Origin of the sequence: Sorangium sp. So ce131, from assembly GCF_051519095.1 — a bacterium.
Classification (GTDB): domain Bacteria; phylum Myxococcota_A; class Polyangia; order Polyangiales; family Polyangiaceae; genus Sorangium.
Window position 1 is genome coordinate 583,834 of sequence record NZ_CP150455.1, and the last position, 20,186, is coordinate 604,019.

The 20,186-nt window shown below is 68.8% G+C and carries 10 protein-coding genes; 3 read left to right on the forward strand and 7 right to left on the reverse strand.

Annotated features, from left to right (window positions below; translation table 11 throughout):
• Positions 1–51 precede the first annotated feature (51 nt).
• The gene (locus WMF43_RS02230; protein WP_437677159.1) at positions 52–603 is read left to right on the forward strand and encodes a hypothetical protein; all 552 of its coding nucleotides are present in this window, start codon (positions 52–54) and stop codon (positions 601–603) included.
• Between the two features lie 51 nt (positions 604–654).
• On the opposite strand, the gene WMF43_RS02235 is transcribed toward WMF43_RS02230, so the two are convergent.
• Positions 655–3,498, reverse strand: coding sequence for a hypothetical protein (locus WMF43_RS02235; protein WP_437677160.1), 2,844 nt, complete (start codon positions 3,496–3,498; stop codon positions 655–657).
• Positions 3,499–3,702: 204 nt separating this feature from the next.
• On the reverse strand, positions 3,703–4,650 hold the full coding sequence (locus WMF43_RS02240) for a hypothetical protein (protein ID WP_437677162.1): 948 nt from the start codon (positions 4,648–4,650) through the stop codon (positions 3,703–3,705).
• Between the two features lie 138 nt (positions 4,651–4,788).
• Here WMF43_RS02240 and WMF43_RS02245 point away from each other — a divergent pair, with 138 nt between their 5' ends.
• Both WMF43_RS02245 and WMF43_RS02250 read left to right on the forward strand, forming a co-directional pair.
• Complete coding sequence (locus WMF43_RS02245; protein WP_437677164.1) at positions 4,789–5,772, forward strand: DHH family phosphoesterase; 984 nt, start codon at positions 4,789–4,791, stop codon at positions 5,770–5,772.
• 1,108 nt (positions 5,773–6,880) lie between these two features.
• A complete protein-coding gene (locus WMF43_RS02250) occupies positions 6,881–11,848 on the forward strand; it encodes an AAA family ATPase (protein ID WP_437677166.1) in 4,968 nt (1,655 codons plus the stop codon).
• 28 nt (positions 11,849–11,876) lie between these two features.
• Here the strand turns inward: WMF43_RS02250 and WMF43_RS02255 are convergent, their stop codons facing one another.
• The 5 genes from WMF43_RS02255 to WMF43_RS02275 form a co-directional block, all read right to left on the reverse strand.
• Complete coding sequence (locus WMF43_RS02255; RefSeq protein WP_437677168.1) at positions 11,877–13,223, reverse strand: cytochrome P450; 1,347 nt, start codon at positions 13,221–13,223, stop codon at positions 11,877–11,879.
• Positions 13,224–13,472: 249 nt separating this feature from the next.
• The gene (locus WMF43_RS02260; RefSeq protein WP_437677170.1) at positions 13,473–14,525 is read right to left on the reverse strand and encodes a terpene synthase family protein; all 1,053 of its coding nucleotides are present in this window, start codon (positions 14,523–14,525) and stop codon (positions 13,473–13,475) included.
• A gap of 9 nt (positions 14,526–14,534) precedes the next feature.
• On the reverse strand, positions 14,535–16,124 hold the full coding sequence (locus WMF43_RS02265; protein ID WP_437677172.1) for a hypothetical protein: 1,590 nt from the start codon (positions 16,122–16,124) through the stop codon (positions 14,535–14,537).
• Between the two features lie 114 nt (positions 16,125–16,238).
• Positions 16,239–17,201 (reverse strand): polyprenyl synthetase family protein, encoded by a 963-nt coding sequence (locus WMF43_RS02270; RefSeq protein ID WP_437677173.1) that lies wholly within the window; start codon positions 17,199–17,201, stop codon positions 16,239–16,241.
• Positions 17,202–18,569: 1,368 nt separating this feature from the next.
• Complete coding sequence (locus tag WMF43_RS02275) at positions 18,570–20,120, reverse strand: cobyric acid synthase (protein ID WP_437677175.1); 1,551 nt, start codon at positions 20,118–20,120, stop codon at positions 18,570–18,572.
• Between the last annotated feature and the right edge of the window lie 66 nt (positions 20,121–20,186).

Here is a 20,186-nt window from a genome sequence, read left to right on the forward strand (position 1 = left end):
CACCCCTTGCATTGCGGACGCGACATGAGCATTCGGCGCATTTTGGTGGGCTTGGAAAGGACGACCCACGCTGGAATCGTCAGGACGGCGCTCTTGCTGCTGGCCGCGAGCCTGGGTGCCTGTCGCGGCGTCCCGCTCGGGGAGGGGGAAGGCGCCTCGGGAGACGCGGGAGACGCGATCTCGCGCGCGACGGCGGCGTGCGAGGACGCCTGCGAGGCGTACAGCGAGGCCTGTGGACCGGAGAACTGCTCCATCGCATGTCGCGTCATGACGACGGACTACAAGGCGGATGTCTGCACCGCCGAGTTCGAGGCGTATTACGCCTGCGTGGCCGTCCAGGCGCCGGAGCAGATCAGCTGCCGGGGAGCCGGGGGCTTCTTCGGCCACCCGGGGCCGGGGTGCAAGTCGGAGTGGGCGTCGTTCACCCAGTGCCGTCGCACGGACGGCGCGGACTGCGCGGTGCTGGCCAGGGACACGAGCTTCTGCACCCACAGCGGGGATCCACCCGACTGGACGACGTGCAAGGTGGGTGTCGAGCCGCCCCCGGGGTGCGTGCCGCTCACCAGCATGGATTACTGCTGCCCGCCCTCGGCGCCGCCCTGACGGCGAGATCGGCGGGCGCGGCGGCCTCGCCGCGCGCCGCGCACGGGCCGGTTACTGCCCCTCGGACAGGGCCGTGATCGCGAACGGGATCTCGGGGACGGTGCGCCCCGGGGCGCGGAGCGAGAGCGTGCCCTCGATGCGCGTGACCGCGCCTGTCTCGGGATCCACCCCCGTCACCTTGCCTCGGACGCCGCCGGCGTCGCCGGCCGCGCCGCGCGGCGACACGGGCATGGCGAAGCCCTCCATGAGGAACGTGTCGCCGTCGAGCCGCGCCCAGACCTCCTGGCGCTGTTGCGTGCCGAACGTCAGCGGGACGATACGCACCGTCAGGGCGCCCGGGATCTCGCCCACCACCTCGAGCTCCTTCTCGAGGGCGAGCGGCTCGCCGCCCTGGGAAGGCACCTCTACCGCCATCTTCATCCGCGCGGGGAGCGCGCCTGTCGCCGGGCGCGCCACCGTGAAGCTCGCGCGGCGCTCGGCCTCGAGCGCGCCGCCCGAGCGGAACGGCAGCCCCTCGAGCACGCGGAAGACGTAGGCGGCGGAGGGCACGAGCGGCTTCGCTGGCACAAAGCGCAGCGTGCCACCGTCCACCTCGACGGTGCCATCCACCCGGCCCTCGCCGTCGCGCTCGAGGACGACGAACTCCCGCGCGATCTCCGCGGCCGGCCGGTCGCCTGCGGTGTCGTCGAGGGGCTCGGAGAAGGTGACCCAGGGCGTCACGTCGGGATAGACCGCCTCGCCGCTGTCGATGTCGGGCCACATCGCGAGCGGCGCCGCGCCCTTCGGCGTGAGCTCGCGCAGGAACGCGACGAGGTCGGCGCGCTCGTCCGGCGAGAGATCGACGCCGGTGTAGTCGAGCGCGACGTCCGCGGCGGCCTCGAGGCCGCGCGCCTGGCCCTTCACGAAGTAGACGCCGTGGCGGTAGGCGCCGAGCAGGGTGGGCACGTCCGCTGGAACGCCGGATTTGCCGACCTCGACGAGCGCGCGGCTCGTGTAGAGCGGCGGGACGTGGCAGCCGGCGCAGGTGGCCTTGCCCTCGAAGAGGGCCTTTCCGCGCAGCGCGGCGTCGGTGTAGCTGCCGTCGAGGCGGGTGTAGCCCGTCGCCCGCGGGGCGCCGAGGAGCGAGGACAGGAACGCCGCGAGCCCCTCGGCCTCCTCGGGCGACGGCGGGCGCGCGACGATCGAGCTCGGGCCCTGGTAACCAAAGTTCTCGGCACTCGTGACATAGCCGTCCCACCCGATGGGCGTCGTGGCGTCGAGCAGCTGGAGCGGGCGGATGTTCGCGTCGACGCCGGGGCCGAAGTTCCAGACCATGCCCTCGTTCTGCGCCTCGACATGGCAGCTCGAGCAGCTGTGGTTGTCGGCGTAGCTCTGCCCGGGGCGGGTGAAGACGCGCTCGCCGAGCGCGACGGCGGCGGGGCGCGGGTCGTCCGCGAGCGCGACGGCGTAGGGGGCGCCGCCGTCCGGCGGGATGACCCAGAGCTCGAGGCTCTGGAAGCAGTGCACGCCGATCGTGCCCGCGTCGTCGAGCTGCACGAGCTGCCGCGCCCCCGGGCCGACCTCGTAACGCGCCTTCTCGGCGAAGGTCGACCGGTCGAGCGCGACGACGACGCCGGACGACTCGGCGGCGACCCAGAGCGTGTCGCCGGCGGCGAGCACCCCGGCCGGCGCGACCACGGGCCCGGCGGAGCCGGGGTCGCGCGTGAGATCGACCCGGCGCAGCACCCGGCCGTGGCGGGGCGCGCCGGGGTCGGCGCCGAGCGCGACGACCTCGTGGACGAACGGCTTGGCCTCGGCGTCGGCCTGGGAGGGCACGGGGTCGCCGTCCGTGCCGGCGACGTAGAGCTCCGCGCCGTCCTCGGAGAGCGCGAGCGCGCGCAGGCTGGACGAGACGCCGGAGACGCGCTTCTCCACCTCGAGCGTCACGGTGTTCACGATCCAGAGGTCCTGATCGTCGGCCAGCCCGTAGGTGCCGTTGAGGTCCTTCTCGGGGTTGCCGGAGCGGTAGGAGGCGACGAACAGCCGGGTCCCGTCCGGCGAGAGGGCGACCGCGCGCGGGTCGAAGCCGAGCGCGATGCGGCCTTCGACCTCGCGGCGCTCGAGGTCGACCACGGCCACCTGGCCCATCGTCGGCAGCGAGACGTAGAGTCGGTCCGCGTCCGGCGCGATGGCGAGGCCGGTCGGCTCGTCGCCGACCCACAAGGCGTCTTCGAGCACGCCGCGGTCCGGGTCGATGAAGCCGATCGTGTCGGAGCCGCGCTGGGCCACGACGACGTACGGCAGCGGGTCGCGGTGGGCCACGGCGGCGGGCCACGAGCCCACCGTGATCTCTCCCTGCTTGGTCCAGGCGCCGTTTTTGCCGCCGCGCGCGAGCCGCGTCACCGTGGGAGAGGCGCCGTTGGCGGTCCAGAGCTCGTCGCCGACGCGCGCGGCGCCGTAGAGCGGCGTGAGGTAATGGTTGCGGAACCGCTCCGCCGGCGGCAGGTCGACGACGCGCAGCGAGATGTCGGCGCCCGGCACGCGGCGCAGCCGGAACGTGTACTCGCCCGCGACGTCGGGCGTGAACCGCACCTCCGGCGCGCCTTCCTCGTAGAGGACGTTCTCGCTGCCCGGAGGCGCGCTCGCGAGCTCCCACGCGGCGTCCGCGGGGCAGCTGTCGCTCCGCTCGATGCGGGGCAGATAGAAGGTCTCGCCGAGCGTATGGGCGCGCGGGTTCTGCAGCGGCAGCGGCGCGATGGTGCACGAGACGGGGGCGACCTCCACCGGGTCCACCGGGCGCGTGTTCTCCTCGGCGACACATCCAGGCGCGGCGCAGCCGAGCGCGGCGCAGCCGAGCGCGAGCCGATCGAGCGGGGAGGGGACGCGCAGACGCGCGAGGAACGCAGGGGATCGCATGGACGCACCTCCAGTACGAGCCGCTTTCGCGCGGCCCGCGCACGACTGTAGCACCGGCTTGGTAATGTTTGTCCAAAGATTGGACAAAGTTGTGACCGAAAAGAGTTCCCGCAGCTGTACGGCCTCGGCGCACGAGCGGCACCGGCGGCGGAGGGTTGGGCAGGCGGCGCCGGTGGAGTTATGGCGCGGCGCGCCGGATGGAGCTCACGCGAGGCAGGCGTGTTGCGACACCGCGGCGGCGGCGAGGCCCGGGACGAGCGTGTGGAGGCGCGCCCGCTGCCGGGGTGTCAGCTCCCCGAGCGCGCGGAGGATGGCGAGATCTTTCTGCTTGGCTTCCACGATCACGACCACCTCGCGGCGGCCCGAGGCCTCGTCCACCTCCTCGCAGAAGCGGAGCAGGCCGCGGCCGGTGATGTGCTGCGCGTGGGCGCCGGCCGGCTTGCCTTTCCACTGTTCGCTGTAATGGACCTCGGGCAGCCGCGCTGCCGGCCAGGTGCGGAGGGCGCCCTCGAGCTCCACCTCGTAGGGCGCGCGCCTCGGGTTCGCCGCCCAGTGCAGGTTGTCGAACACGATGGGCACCTCGCCCCCGGTGGCCTCGAGCAGCTCCGGCACGGTCCAGCAGCGCTCGTCGTTCTCCAGCGCGAGCCGGTGCCGCGCCGCCGGCGTGAGCCGCGCGACGCCCTCCCGCAGCCGGGCGGCGGTGCCCTCCCGGTCGCCGTAGACGCCGCCTCCGTGCAGCGTGATCGATCCCTGCGCGCCGAGCAGATCCATGACCCAGCCCTGGTCGTTCATGACCGCGAGCGAATTCTGCAGCACCTCCTCGTGCGGCGACGAGAGCACCACGAACTGGCTCGGATGATTCGACAGGTGCACGTCGCCGCGCGCCGCGGCGCGGCGGACGGCGCGCAGGTCCGGCACCAGCATGCGCGCCCCCGGCGCGATGTCGAGCAGCGGGAAGAGGTCGCTGGAGATCCGGTGGGCCGTCAGGCCGAGGCCGGCCGAGTGGGCGATGGATCGCCGGATGTACTCCGCGTTGTACGTGTAGATCGGCGTGAGGTCGACCAGGCCCTTGAGGTAGCGCCCGAGCTGAGCGGTCTTGAGCGAAGGCTCCGGCATCCCGAGCGACTGACAGACATAGCCGAGTCGGATCATGCCCCCAGGGTGTGTCGCCCAAGGCCCGTCGGCATCGGGCTTGCAACGATTTAGCTCATGCCATCTTCCGAAAAGTCCCGCCTGGCCCGTCAGACCGCGCGAGATCTCTTGTGCCGCGCTGGGGCGCAGAGGTCCCGTGTGGCGATCGTGTACCACGCGGACACGGACGGGACGTCGTCCGCTGCGCTTGCCTGCTTCGCCGCCCGCGCCCTCGGCGCCGAGGTGGTCCCGGAGACGCCCGACAAGGGCGAGAACGTGCACAGCGCGGCGTTCGGCGCGCGCGTGCGGGCGGCGGGCGCGGCGCTCGCGGTGGTGCTCGACACCGGATCGCGTCCGGGGCGGCTGTTCGAGGTGCCGACGGTGATCGTCGATCATCACCGGGCGGACCCGGCAGCCGCGCCCGAGGTGGAGGCGTTCGTGAGCACGTTCGGGGGCGATCCCGCGACGTCGACGAGCGCGCTCACGTTCGAGCTGCTCGCGCCGATCGCGCCGGTCGCGCCGCGCGCCTGGCTCGCGGCGCTGGGCCTGCTCGGCGACCTCGGCGACGTCGCGCGGCGCCACCCGCTCGTCGCGGCGGCGGCGCGGCAGCACGGGTTCGCGGCGCTGCGCGAGGCCGTGTCGCTGGTGAACGCCGCCGGCCGCTCCGCGGCCCACGACGCGGGCGTCGCGCTCGCGGCGCTGCTCGAGGCCGAGCGCCCGGCGGACCTCGCGCGCGGCGACGGCGAGGCGGCGCGGCGGCTGCGCGCGCTCAGGGAGGACGTGGCGGCCGCGACCCGGCGCGCGATCCGCGCCGCGCCGCGCGTCTACGGCCGCTGGGCGGTCATCGAGCTCGACGAGCCGTACCGGATCCACGGCCCCGTGGCGAGCGCGTGGACGCGGCGGCTGGAGGGCCGGATCGTCCTCGTCGCGAACCGGGGCTACACGCCGGGGCGCGTGCACTTCTCGGTGCGCTCGCACGCGCCGATCGATCTCCGCGCGGCGCTGTCGGCGCTCCTGCCCGACGCGGGCCCCGACGTGGCGGCCGGGCACGACCGCGCCACCGGCGGGATCGTCGAGCCGGCGGTGTTCGACGAGCTGCTCCGGCGCATTCAGGGCGAGGCGGCGCAGGGCGCCGCGGCGTGATCCGGGCGCGCACGAGCCGGCGATCCGCCTCGCGGCGGGTCATCCACCTCGCGGCGGCTCAGCCGAGCTGGCGAGGCCCGCGATCGGCGCTGCGCAACAGCACGCGGCCGCGCATGTCAAGAGGCGAGCACGCCCGAGCCCACTCGAGCTGGTGACGGCAAGGCAGATTAGTTTCGCCCAGGACGATCGTAAACCCACCTCGTGTTCGTGAGCGCGCCGCAGGGCGGGCGCCGCGCCGAGGGCGGCGTCCGGTCGAGAGGTGGCCAATGCGCGCGTGATCCGCCGGCTGAAGACCGCGCAGTCGCGGCGCGGCTCGCAGCGCCTCGCGCGCGCAGACGCCGCGCCTCGCGTGCGCAGATGCAGCGCCTCTGCGCGCGCAGATCGCGCGCGCAGAGCAGAGGCGATAGGCAGCGCCGAAATGCCAAGGGGGTGGCCGCCTCCACACGGTCGCATCCCGCGGCGGCCCCTGCGTCGCTTGCTGAATCTTGTGTGTGCCTGGATGAGGGCAAGGGTAGGCGCCGGTCGGTGGTTTTCCGCTGAACCGCACCACGACCAGCCGGGGTATCTCCGCCGCGAGCGACGCGCATGGTATGGGGGCATCCAGCGAGGTGCAGCGAGATCTTCTACCATTGCTGGGGCGTGTGATAGGATCCTCAGCCATCCGGCACTTCTGAAGCGCCGAGAGACCGCGCGACCGTCGACCGTCATCTGCGCAACAAAGCTCGACCGGCTGGGGGGCCTGTCCACGTAAGCGGTCTTTCACCCCTCACGAGGTCGGGGCGTCGTGGGTCTCCCGCCTCCAGGTGTCGCCGGGCGTCGTTCCCCTGCGGATGAACCGGTTTTTCAGGCACACACAAATTCCTGAGGGTGATGTAACGTGATTGGGCCTGCGCAGCTCGAGCTCCTCGGGAGGATTCGCGACGGAGCCGGCCGCAGGCCCTGCCCAGGCTTGGGCGAGAAGGGGCTAGTACTCGCGGACCGCATGGCACACACAGCGCTGACGCCTTCCTGTGCCGCCAGACGAGCAGCCGATCGCTGAGAGCGCGGAGCTTCGCGCGGGCCATGGTTGCACTGCCGGCGCACCGAAGGGTTGTAGGGGGTAAGTGAAATGGTCGAGCTCGTCAATCACGAACTGGTCGACACGCTGCACGACGGATCCCGGAGCAGCGTCTACCTCGGGCGCAGCAAGAGCACCGGGAAGCTCTGCGTCATCAAGGTGGCCCGGAAGGGCGCGAACGGCACCCGGAACATCGCGATCCTGAAGCGCCAGTACGAGATCACGCGGCGGCTCGAGCTCGACGGGATCGTCAAGGTGCACGACCTCGAGGTCCGGCTCGACTACGCGGCGCTCATCATGGAGTACTTCGCGGGCCGGTCGCTCCGCGCGGTCATCGACGACGGCGGGCACGACGTCGGGCTCGTGCCGGCGACGCGGATCGCGCTCCAGCTCGCGGCGACGCTCGGCGCGATCCACGAGCGGAACGTCATCCACAAGGACATCAAGCCGAGCAACATCATCGTCGACGACGCGATCCGCACGTCGAAGATCACGGACTTCTCGATCGCGTCGCTCCTGCCCGGGGAGCAGGCGACCGTCTACGACCCCTGGACGGCCGGCGAGGGCACGCTGCAGTACATCTCCCCCGAGCAGACGGGCCGGATGAACCGGTCGGTCGACTTCCGCTCCGACTACTACTCGCTCGGCGTCACGCTGTACGAGCTCACGACGAGGCACCTCCCCTTCGAGGCGACCGACCCGATGGAGCTCGTCCATCACCACATCGCGAAGATCCCCGTGCCCCCGCACCAGGTCCGCTCGTCGATCCCGGAGGCGCTGTCCAAGGTCATCATGAAGCTGCTCTCGAAGACGGCGGAGGAGCGGTACCAGAGCGCCTTCGGCCTGAAGGCGGACCTCGAGACCTGCCTCAGGATCATCCAGACCGGCGAGCCGTCCTCGGATTTCGTGCCCGGGCGCCACGACCGGCCGACGCGGCTCCAGGTATCGCAGCGGCTCTACGGCCGGGAGGACGAGGTCGACACGCTGATGGAGGCGTTCCGGAACGTCAGCGAGCCGGCTGCGGGCGCCGCGAGGGCTGGGCAGTCGGAGCTCGTGCTCGTGGCCGGCTACTCCGGCATCGGCAAATCGGCGATCGTGAACGAGATCCACAAGCCGATCGCAAAGCAAGGCGGCTACTTCGCCGCGGGCAAGTTCGATCAGTTCACGCGCAACATCCCCTATGCGTCCATCATCGCCGCGCTCCGGGAGATCGTCCGGCAGATCCTCACGCAGAGCAAAGACGAGCTTGGGGACTGGAGGGCCAGGATCCTCACGGCCGTTGCCCCGAACGGCCAGGTCGTCGCCGAGGTGATCCCGGAGATCGAGCTCATCATCGGCAAGCAGCCGCCCGCCCCCGCCCTGGGCCCCATCGAGACGAAGAACCGCTTCAACCAGACGTTTCGCAACTTCATCGGCGCGATCGCGCTGAAGACGCGCGCGCTCGTGCTCTTCCTCGATGACCTTCAATGGGCCGACACAGGCTCCTTGAACCTCATCAGCGTCCTCGTGAGCGATCCCGACATCCGCCACCTCCTGTTGATCGGGTCATATCGAGACAATGAGGTGGACAGCAGCCATCCCCTGATGATGATGCTGAGCACGCTCGATAGGGCCAATACCCGCGTGCGCACGCTCACACTGAAGGCGCTGGGACACGAGCACGTCAACGCGCTCGTGTCCGACACGCTGGGCTCGTCTCAGGGCGAGTGCTCTCCGCTGTCAGACCTCATCTACGCCAAGACAGACGGGAATCCCTTCTTCACCATCCAGTACCTGACGAACGTGTACCGTGAGGGATACCTGCGCTTCAGCTCGGAGCGAGGCGCGTGGCGGTGGAACACCGCTGACATCGCGAAGATGGAAGCCACGGAGAACGTGGTCGACCTCATGGTACATACCATTCGTGGCCTGGAGCCGGCGGCGCAGCAGATTCTGAAGTATGCCGCGTGCATCGGCAATCAATTCGATCTGAACCTGCTGGCTCATGTCAGCGGGAAAGATAGGCGCACCACAGAGGAGGACCTGTGGGCCGCACTGGAGGCTGGGCTCGTCGTTCCAGTCGACAGTGAATACAAGATCGTGCGGTTCCTCGACGTTGAACAGGAAACATCGGTCATGTACAAGTTCTTGCATGACCGTGTCCAGCAGGCGGCGTACGGGATGCTCTCGCAGCGCGAGCGCGAGAGCATCCATCTGATGCTTGGGCAGCTGATGCTTGAGCATACTCCGCCCGACTCTATCGACGAGCGGATCTACGACGTCGTGTCACACCTCAATTTGGGCGCGGCGCTCGTCGTCGACAAGGAGAAGCGCTACGAAGCCGCGGCGCTCAACCTGAGGGCCGCCCAGAAGGCGAGGCGCTCCACGGCTTACGGTCCCGGGGTGCAGTGCCTGCGCGCAGCGGCGGCGTTCCTGCCGGAGGACGCCTGGGAGACGAACCGCGAGATGTCGCTCCGCATCTACACGGATCTCTCCGAGCTGGAGTACCTGACCGTCAACTTCGAGCGCGCGGAAGAGTGCGCGAAGATCATCGAAGGCCACGCCACGGATATCCTTGAGAAGATAGGGGTCTACGAGACCCGTATCCAGTTTTACATTTCTCAGCTCCGCATGCAGGAGGCCATCGACCTCTGCATGGACGTGATCGGCATGCTGGACGTTTCGCTGTGCGAGGCGCCACCGCTGATCACCGACGTTGAGCAGCTGGAGAAGCTCCCGTTAATGACGGACAAGCGGATGCTCGCTGCGATGCGGATCCTGTGCACTGTCGGCCCGGCCGTTTACAGCATCCGGCCGCACCTGATGCTCCCCATCAACTTCACGATGATGGACATTTGCACGAAGTACGGCATTTCTCCCCAAGGTGCATTCGCTTTCTCGACCTACGGTTTTCTTCAGTGCAATGTCATGAATAACGTCGGTCTGGGATTCGAGCTGGGCCAGCTGGCGATCAAGCTCGTTCACCGGCTCGGGGCCGTAGAGTTCGAATGTAAGATCTACGATGTCGTATACTCGATGATTTACCACCTGAAGGGGCATATGAAGGAGACGATCGCTCCGCTGCTCCATGCGGTCCAGGTTGGTCTAGATATAGGCGACATTGAGTACGTGGCACATAGCTCGTTTGGTTGTGCCGTCAGCTCGCTCTTTGCGGGGATGGAATTGGCGACCACGGATGTTCGAATGCAGCAGTCCGTGGATCTGTCGCTGAAGTTCAACCAGCAGTACTCTCATTATCACACCAGGATATGGAAGCAGCTCGTGTGCAGCCTACGGGATGCGTCCGAAGAAAAGACGAGGCTCGTCGGCGCGACATTCGACGAAACGACGATGATCCCGTTCCTGGGGCCCGGGCTGGTGTTGAAGTTCTCGCTCCATCTCGCCAAGGGCATCCTGCTCTATTTCTTCGGTAATCCAAAACAGGCTTGCGAGTGTCTGCGCGCCGGCGAGGAGTACCAGGCTGGAGCTGCGGGCATGGTCACCGTGGTGCAGCAGAATTTCTACCAATCGCTCTCGCTCCTCGCTGCCTTCGACGGGTTCTCCAAGGAGGAGCGAGCCGCCGCCCTCGCCAAGGTCGAGGCGAATCAGCGCAGCCTCGAGGCGTGGGCGCGCTCTGCTGCGGAGAACAACCAGCATAAGTACGACCTGGTAAGCGCGGAGCAGGCACGCCTGACGGGGGCGCTGGCCGATGCGATGGAGCTTTACGATCGAGCGATCGAGGGCGCCCGGAGGCATGGCTTCCTGCACGAGGAGGCCCTTGCGTGCGAGCTGACTTCGACGTTCTATCGTAAGCTGGGCCGGCAAGAGATCGCTCAGCACTACATGACGCTTGCGTACCGTGGCTATGCGCTTTGGGGAGCCGACGCCAAATGCCAGAGCCTTGTCTCTGCCTTCCCTCATCTCATATTCGAAGGCTCGCCCGACCAGTCGGCGTCGCTGACGCGTACGTCCAGCCATGACGGGACAGCCCTGGATCTCCTCAGCGTCATCAAGGCCTCGCAGGCCGTGGCGAGCGAGATCGTGCTCGAGAGGCTCTTGGAAAACCTCATGACGATCGTCATCGAGAACGTCGGAGCGCAGGCCGGCGTGCTCGCGATCGCGCGCGGCGAGACGTTGTTCGTCGAGGCCGAGGGCACCTTCGAGCCGAGGCGGGTCAATGTGCTCAAGGCTGTCCCGATCGCCTCTTTCAAGAAGGTCCCCCTTTCTGTGGTGAGCTACGTCGAGCGCACCCTGCAGAGCGTTATGTTGGACAACGCGGCCGTGGATCCCCGGTTCTCTGGAGATCCATACATCCAGGAGAGAAAGACGAAGTCCTTGATGTGCGCGCCGATCATTCGTCAAGGCCGTCTCGTCGGCGTGTTCTACCTGGAGAACGACCTGTCGACTGGAGTCTTCACCAAAGACCGCTCCGAGGTCCTGAATCTTCTTTCTACGCAGGTAGCGATCTCTATCGAGAACGCGAAGCTGTACGAAGGGCTGGAGCAGGCGGTCGCCGAGCGTACAGAGGAGCTGCGCATCTCGAATGAGCAGCTTCAGGACGTGAACGATAGGCTGCAGGTGGAGCTAGCCGAACGCGAGCGCCTCCAGGAGGAGCGCGTTCAGATGCAAGAAGAGATCATCCAGACCCAGCGCGCCCGGCTCTACGAGCTCTCGACGCCGTTCATTCCGATCACCGACGACATCATGGTGATGCCGATCATCGGAACCATCGATGACAAGCGGGCCGCGCAGATGCTCGAAACAGCGATGGAAGGCGTCGCGGCGAGCTCAGCGAGGGTCGTGATCATCGATATCACTGGAGTCAAGGCCGTGGATACGAGCGTGGCGAGCAGGCTGATGAGCCTGGCCAGCGCCGTGAGGCTGCTCGGGAGCAGGGCGATCCTCACGGGGCTTCGGCCGGCGGTGGCGCAGAGCTTGGTCGCCCTCGGCGTGGACCTCGGCTCGATCGAGACAAGGTCCAACCTCAAGGCAGGCATCGCGTACGCGATGAGGCGGACCGCGGTGGCCCGACATGCGTGAGGGCACCCCGGGCACCCCGGGGAGCACGCTACACGCGCTCGAACGTGATGGGTGTCGCGGTCGAGGGGTGGGCGATCGGTAGATACACATGGCGGGGCTCCGGCCCGCGGTGCGCCAGACGCAACCCCCTCCTCATGCACTCGCGCGCCAGCGCGACCTGCACGCAGACCGCCTCGAACATCGCGAGCCCGTAGCCCAGGCAGAAATGTGTACCACCACCGAAGGGCGACAGCTCGATCGGCGTGGGCGCCCCGGTGCGGCCCAGCCAGCGCCCGAGGTCGAAACGATCAGGGTCGGAGAAGAGATTCGGGTCGCGTCCCAGCGCAGCAGGGCTGATCGCTAGCGGTGTGCCCTCCTTGATGGTGCGTCCTGAGACGACGAAGTCCTTCACGGCCGTACGGAACAGGAACCAGCCTGGCGAGTACATCCGCACCGTCTCGCGGAAGATCGCCTCCGCGACCGGGAATCTGCGCAAATCCTTCGGTGACGCAGGAAGCGGAGCGTCTGGTTGCGCCTCGTGCTCGTCCATCAGCGCTCGCCAGAGGGCAGGGCGTCGGCTGAGCAGGAGCAGTATCCACGCCATGACCGAGGCCGACGTCTCATGCCCCGCAAAGAAGATCACGCGCAGGTTGTCGACGAGATCGTCGACCGAGAGCAGCTCCCCGTTGTCGCTGCGGGCATGGACCAGCGTGCCCAGGAGGCCGCCCTGCTCATAGCCTAGCCGTGCCCTCTCGATGAGCTGTTTTAGCTCGGCGTCAAGCCACTTCTGGGCCCGCGCTGAACGGTAGTGGGGTAAGCCTGGCAGGTTCCCCGGCACAGGGATAAGCCCGAGAGTGAACTCGCCGTAAGCTTGTCTCCACTCGCGCAGCCGCTCGACAGGCACGCCTCCCGCCCGGAGCATGATGTCCAGCGCCATGTCCTGCATCTCGGGCAGAGCGGCGACGGCGCCGCGCGACAGCCATGCGTCGACCCGCCCCTCGACCATCGACGCCAGCGACGAGGTAAACCCCGACAAAGACAGGCCTTGCATAGAGAACGTCGGGGTCATCGCCGAGCGCACATGCCGGTGCGTCGCGCCGTCCGTCATGAGCAGCGAGCGCCCCCCCATTGAGCGGAATACGTCATAAGCGCCGTCGCTGGTGATCGAAGGAGAGCGCAGGAGATCGAGGCTCTCGGGGCCCACGCAGAAGAGGCGTTCCTTGCCGAAGCCCATGTCTATCCAGAAGACGGGGCCAACCTCCGCCTGGCTGCGGCGAAAGAGCTTCGCCGCGCCCTCGTAGAGCAGAGGCAGGTGACCGACTACGGGGAGGTGGCCGGGGGCGAAGGGGTGACCGTCCCGCTCCGAGCGAGGACGTACCCGCCGCCACACGCTCATAGGCCATGAACCTCGCGACGTTCGGCCATTGGAGCTCTCCGGCTCCGCGCCTCGAGCACCGCCGTGAGCTGGAGAGGAATGGCGCGCGCGAATCGACTCGGTATTGATCGAATGTTGCATGGCTACGTCTCTTCTGTGCTGCTGTTCTTCTTGCGAACGATCATACGGGTGCGGCGTTGTGGGCGTGCTTCGATGGTGGATGGCTATCCGCCGCCTGAATCAAGGGAGGTTCGCGAGGGCTGCTCGTGTTCAGCCCTGTCGTGGCATCGGTGCTGAAACGGTAGGCTCAACGCGTGCAGCCCTCCTCGGGTCTCCTTGGAGTGAGGGACCCTGCCGAAGCTCGACAAAATCGCCACCGGTGTACATCATGTCCGTCACCGCGAGCTGGTGGAGCATGCAGAAACTCAGGATCGCGATCGGATCGTCCGCGCTCCTGTGATCGAGGTTAGGCCGGCAGAACTGCTCGACCTCTCGCGAGAATTGATCAATCATTTCGCGGACCTGCGCCCGCGCGTGATCTGAGGCTCCGCTGTCCGTCGTGATCGAAAGGGGGTTCGGCTTGCCTTCGCGGGCATCCTTGTCGGCCGTCGCCACGTCGTTCATGAGCCGCAGCGCTCTCGACATGGTCTCGGCGACGGGCGCGACGAGCCGCCAGCTGCGCTCGGCGTCAGGGAGCATCGCGTTCAACGCGCTCATGCACAAGCTCCCGCACATGGTGACGCTCGCGACGCGCAGGTATTCCGCGAGGTCAGCCGGCACGTACCGATCGATCCGCCAGCGCGCATCCGTGCACATCGCCGGCACCGTTTCGGTTAGGCACTGGTCGAAGATCTGGCAGCCCGCGGCGTCGCGCGACGCCTCACGGAGCCACCGGCGGAGCGGCTGGATGCCGGCGGCGAGGTCCAGGTTGGAATAGCCCAAGCCGAGCGCGTTCTCCGTAGGATCACGCGCAAGATCCAGATCCAGCCACCTCAGCTCGGCGTCGAGCGGCAGCACCAGCCTGCGCCCCAGGAGCGACGACAGGTCGTTGACGTAATCCATCGATGGACATGTGTCGAGTACGTTATCCATCGCGAACACCCAGCCGATCAGGTATGCGAGTGGACCACCGAGCTCTCCTCGAAGCTGAGGCGGTACGGTGAGCGCAGCAAATGACGCTGTAGCGGAGAGACGCTTCGCAACGGCCGGCCCGAAGACCGCCAGCTCGCCGCGCAGCCTCGCGGTGAGCCCTCGGATGAACTCCTCCGTCCCAGGAGCCCGCAGCTGCTCCTGGACCATCCGCTTTGCCTCTTCAGCCTTCATCTCGCCCCCTCACCGCCTGCCCCCGCGGGGGCCCCTCTTCCGCGCGCTCCCCGCGCCGGCGACCAGCCCGCGGGGCAGCGGATCGGGTGGGCCCAGGAAGCGCACCTCGCTCACGCGCCTCCGGGAGGCGCCTTGCAGGGCCGCCTCGATCGCCGCGTTGACGATGTTGCGCGGCGTGTACAGGCACTTCTCGATCCAGAGCGGCGGGTGCTCCGCGTCGTGCCGGGACAGGAGGTAGTCGACCGCCAGCTCGAGCCTCCAATCGTCTTCAGGGAGCGCCAACCGGCGCGCGTGACGGAGCGCCAGGACGCCGTACGCGGTCTCCTCGGCCGTCGGCCGGTCGTAGAACCCCCAGGAGCCGTCCGCGTTCTGCGTCTGCCTCACCCAGTCGAGCGCCGTGCGCGCAAGCTCGTCGGCCACGTGGCTGTGGGGCTCCGGGAGGTCGGCGAGCGCCGCGAGCGCGTGCGCGGTCGCGTAATACGGCGAGATGTGCCACTTGTCGATCCAGTACGTCCCGTGGGTCCGCGTGTCGGCCAGGAAGGTGAGGATCCGGCCGATCTGCGCGCTCCGCTCCGGGGTGGGCGGGAGCCACTTGAGCGTGTCGAGCACGTGCATGTTGACCCCCGAGGACGCGTGCCGCTCGTAGGGGTAACTCGCGTAGTGACCGTCGCGCTCGAAGGGGGACAGCGCGTCCGCCTTCACGTCGTACCCCATGGAGCGGAGCAGCAGGATCGCGACCGCCGTGTCGTCGGCGTCCGGCAAGGGGAAGGTCGCCGACGCGCTGATCCCCTCTCCGGCGTCGAGCGCCGCACGGAGCGCCTTCACCGCCTCCGCGGGCAGCAAGCCCGGCCCGCGCTCGCCGCCCAGGAAGCGATGGTACGCGCTCCACAGCAGATCGTACGTCTCGCAGGGGTGGACGACGGGGACCGCCGCGCCGCCGTCCAGCGCGAGGCACCGCCGCAGGTACTCGACCGCGGCCTCGCTCTCCCTCGTGTGAAGGAAGAACGCCGTCGCCGCCGGAGAGCTGCCCACCGACCCGTTCTCCCACTGAACGGAAGCCAGGCGGCTCACATCGACGTCGTCGCCCAGGAACTCGATCGAGTGGACGAGCGTGACCTTGGGAGAGTAGATGAGCTCGCTCGGGATCAGCGCGAGCTTGCGCCGGCGCTGCTCCGCGTAGATGTCGAGGTACGACGGCAGCCGGACGCCGGCGCGGGCCGCCCTGCTCTGCAACGTCGGCAGGAGCAGCTCGAACCCGACCAGCTCGACGGGCTCGCGCGAGAGCGCGTGCGCGTGCTGCCAGATGTAACGCTGCCCGGCCTCCACCGCGCGCGCCGTCCGGACGTCGCCCTTGAAGCGCGTGACCGCGCAGAGCGCGCTCAGCGTCGACAGGATGCGATCATGCTCGTACGCGATCTCGCCGCCCCAGCTCCCGTCGGGCCCCTGATGCTCGAACACCCACTCCAGCGCCGCGGGGAACCGCGGCCGCTCCGGGCGGTCTGGATCGGGCAGGCTCGCGACCCACGCCGTGTCGTAGGCGCAGCTGGCGACCGAAGGTAGTGCGGCTGGATAAGGGTTGGTCGTGTCCTCGTACGTCATGATCTCGTCCTTTCAGAGTCAAAAAAACCTTCGCCGCGCGGATCTCTGCCGCTGCGCGGCGGCTGGTCCGCGCGTCGACAGCCGCCGGGGCCCGCCACGGGCGCCCGCCGCGCTTCAGCTCGCCGCCTGGTCGGCCGCGAGCGCGTGTGCGATGGGGGCCAGGCAGCGCGAACCCCAGTTAGGAAGGACCTTTGCCATCCAGTGAAGCTCGAGGTGCTGCACGGCGGCCCTGATCCAGTCCGCCGTCGCGCGCAGCGCCCCGCACCGGGCGAGGGCGTCCACGGCCTCGTCCACCATCGCGAGGGTGCGCTGCTCCCGCGCGCACTCGAGCAGGGCGCGGATGGGCGCGACGGCCGACGCGCTCCCGTGCTCGAGCGCCCAGATCACAGGAAACGACAGCTTGCCCTCCATCAGATCGCGGCCGCGGTGCGCGCGCCCCTTGTCGCCGACGATGTCGAGGAAGTCGTCCTGCACCTGGAACAAGAGCCCCACGTCCTCCCCGTAGGTCGTGGCGCTCTCGACGACGTCGGCGTCCGCGCCCGCCGCCAGCGCGCCCGCGCGGACGCAGGCGGCGAACAGCGCCCCCGTCTTGCTCCTGGCCATGGCCTCCCACGCCTCCAGCGTCACCGCCGGCGCCGAGCGCTGGTGGAGATCCAGATCCATCGCCTGTCCCTCCGCGATCCGCGTCAGCGCGTCCATGAGAAATGGGAGGAACTGACGTGCTGCCGGGGCGCGCGCGACGCGCCCGATGCCCTGGAAGATCAGGGCGTCGCCGGCGTTGATGGCCTGCGCGATCCCCCACTGGAACCACACGGCCGGGCGGCCTCTCCGGTGCGAGTCGCCGTCCTGGATGTCGTCATGGATGAGCGTCGCGTTGTGCAAGAGCTCTAGGCCGACCCCGAGATCCAGCGCGTCCTCGGCGCGCCCGCCGAGGTTGATGCACACCCAGATGGGCAACAGGGCGCGCATCCGCTTGCCGCCCGACGCGAGGTGGTACGCCGTCATCCCGTGGACCAACCCGGCGCCCTGGCGCTCCGTGACGCGCCGCTCGACCTCGCCCCAGTACCGCCGACTCACCTCTTCGTAATCGACAAAGACCGTCCGTAAGGCGCTTAAGCCTTCTATACTCGTCGTCATCTTGATTCCCGCGACCCCCCGTGTTGCCCAAGGTCAAATGTCCTGAATACAGGATCACAGGAAACGTTCGTCCGACTGCTGAGGGGACACGGCTCTTGCGCGATGGATTATGCCGCGCGATGTGTGACGATCACGCGTTGAGCGGCCTGCGTCCGATTGCGATCGAAATTACTGATTGTGTAAACCCTGTCAAGCTGATTTCGCGATGTTGCGCGCTGGCGATAGCGGCGCACGCGTCACGTTTTCTATGGAGCAGCTCGCATCGAGAAGCTCGCATCGAGCAGCTCGCGTCGAGCAGCGGGCATCACGCAGAGCTCGCCGAATCACGGACGGCTCGCGACACCCGTGCAGGAACGTTCACCTCGCCGTTACCAGGAGGTGCCCGCCGCGTTCCTTCTCGCCCGTGCGCGGCGCCGCCCTCGGCGCTCGCCCGACCTCGAACGCAGCGCGCTCGGTGCTGTCCCGTCGAGCACGCATCGAGCCGCGTGCTTGCACGGGCCGCGCGCTCCACGACCCGGACACGAAGCCCCTCGCGTCGATGCACCGCTGTGCAGCGCCGCGTGCGTGTCGACACCTCGATCCAGTCTGCTGCGCGCCTCCGTTCGTTTCCCTTAGATCAACATTTCAAGCCATGGAGCACGTCGATGCGCGACATCGTAGAGTCGCACATCGCACGACATGTCACGCCCGTATCATAGCGGCGAGCCCACCGCGGGCAAGTTAATCCTTTGCAAGAGGGTTGAACGCCCGGATCCCGTGCAAATTCATGCACTTGTGCATGCTGGGTTTCAGCCATGAAACGACATAATGAAACCGCGTTGCACCGATGTGCTCTGCAGCGCGGCGTCGAGCCCGGCATGCCGAACCAATGAGCAAGGGACCAAGCCGTCCGTGGATCCGCATTTTTTCTTGGTACGCCAAACATCTCGATGCACCGCGCGCCGCTCGGCGAGGCGCATCTCGCGTGGCGAGAGGGGCTTCGGCGCCCTCGATCGCGCTACGCGCTGCGGCGCGATCGCCGCCGCCCGGGGCGGCGCCCGGCCGCGGCGCGCTCGGCGAGTGTTGGATTACTGCAACACGGAAACAGTAAAGAAACGCGCGCGCTGGTTTGCGACGACAGCAGTGAAATCCAATGGAATTGCTGTCGATATCGACATGAACACGACAGCTGCATGACGCGCGTGTTCACGGGGCGCGGCGCATACCGCGGCGCGTTGGGCCGCGGTCGTCGTCCTGTAACCTCCGCGCTCGCGCCGCGGCCTCGTGGGCGAGGAGCTCGGGCGCTCCGCTGGCGGCGCGCGGCGCCGCTCAGGGGCGCCGGTCGAGCCCCACGATCCGGTCGAGCTGCGCGCGGTCGAGGCTGGCCTCCACCGCCGTGGCGAGGCGGTCGTACTCGTCGTGCCGGCTCGGGATCGCCGGCTCGCCCGCGGGCGCGGCGGGCAGGCCTCGCCGCTCGCGCAGGGCCGAGAGCAGCGACCGCCGGAGCCTGTCGTCCTCGAAGATCCCGTGGATCATCGTCCCGACGACGACGCCGTCCGCGGAGACGGCCCCGTCGAGCGCCCGCTCCGCCGCCCCGCTGCGCGACAGGATCTCGAACGCCGCGCGCGCGCCCTCCGCGCGCTCCACCCGGCCCATGTGGATCTCGTAGCCGGCGAGCTCGTCGTCCACCCCGCCGGCACCCGCCGGGCGGCCCAGGAACGACGCGCCGGCGAGCCGCGCCCGCACCTGCGCCACCGTCTTCGTCCGCTCGAACCTCGTCCCTACGTCGAGCAGCCCGAGCCCACGCGCGGCCGGCTCCGCCGACTCGACGCCTTCCGGATCCTCGATCGCCCCGCCGAGCATCTGGCACCCGCCGCAGATCCCGAGCGTCCACCCGCCCTGCCGGGCGCGCCCCGCGATCGCCTCGGCGAGGCCGCTCGCGCGCAGCCACGCGAGATCCGCCATCGTGCTCTTCGTCCCCGGGAGCACGACGAGGTCGGCGCCGCCGAGCTCGCCCGGACCCTCGATGTACCGGACCACGACGTCCCGCTCGTGCTCCAGCGGCTCGAGGTCGTCGTAGTTCGATATCCGCGGCAGGCGCACCACCGCGACGTCGAGCTGCCCGGCGCCCGCGGGCGCCCTCCGCCGCCGGCCCTCCAGCGACACCGAGTCCTCGTCCGCGATGCGGAGCTGCTTCAGATAAGGCACCACGCCGAGCACCGGGACGCCCGTGCGCGCGGTGAGCATCTCGAGCCCCGGCTCGAGCAGCTTGAGATCGCCGCGGAACTTGTTGATCACGAACGCGGCCACGCGCGCGCGCTCGTCCGGCTCCAAGAGCGCCATCGTCCCGACCAGCGCCGCGAACACGCCGCCGCGGTCGATGTCGCCCGCGAGCAGCACCGGCGCGTCGGCGACGCGCGCGACGTGCATGTTCACGATGTCGCGGTCCTTCAGGTTGATCTCCGCGGGGCTGCCCGCCCCCTCGATCACCACCACGTCGTGCGCCGCGCGCAGCCGCCCGAGCGCGCCGGCGATGATGTCCTTGAGCTCGCCCCGAAACGCGTAGTAATCGCGCGCGTGCAAGCTCCCGATCGGCTTGCCGAGGACGACCACCTGCGAGCGCGAGTCGCCCTCGGGCTTGAGCAGGACCGGGTTCATGTCGACCGTCGGCGCGACGCGCGCCGCCTCGGCCTGCACCGCCTGCGCCCGGCCGATCTCGCCCCCGTCCAGGGTCGCGAACGAGTTCAGCGCCATGTTCTGCGACTTGAACGGCGCGACCCGGAGGCCCCGCCGCTGGAACATCCGGCACAGCGCGGTGCAGAGCAGGCTCTTGCCGACGGAGGACGCGGTGCCCTGCACCATGACGGTGAGCGCTGCCATTATAAAGATTCCTTCCAATACCCCATCATGCCGAGCGCGAGCGGGGCGGAGAGCAGCGACGCGAGC